1 pseudogene is annotated in these 249 nt (G+C 64.3%); it reads right to left on the bottom strand.

What is annotated here, in order from left to right:
• Positions 1-122: 122 nt before the first annotated feature.
• Positions 123-249, bottom strand: a pseudogene (locus MTQ10_RS31135) (IS481 family transposase); the annotation flags it as partial.

The following is a 249-nucleotide window of genomic DNA, read 5'->3' as shown; positions in this document are numbered from 1 at the left end:
GGTCACGCCAGCGGCCACCCCGCTTCGGTGTCCGGTCCGGGAGCAACGGCTCAATCCGCGCCCACTGCGCATCAGTCAACGGCACACCCGGACCAACGACCGACTGATCCAAACGAAACTGCCTAGCTGTATTGCCCTGAGAGGTTAGGAACGCGGCTGGCGGGTGGCTGGCCTTTCAGCGCGGTGTGTCCGCGGTGGTGATTGTAGGTGTGCAGCCAGTCGGGGAAGGCGTCGCGTCGTTGTTGTTCT

It is taken from the genome of Streptomyces sp. XM83C, assembly GCF_023072675.1.
In the GTDB taxonomy this organism is placed as follows: Bacteria; Actinomycetota; Actinomycetes; order Streptomycetales; family Streptomycetaceae; genus Streptomyces; species Streptomyces thermocoprophilus.
Note: the sequence above shows the minus strand (reverse complement) of the source record. Positions and strands in the feature narration are given on the sequence as shown.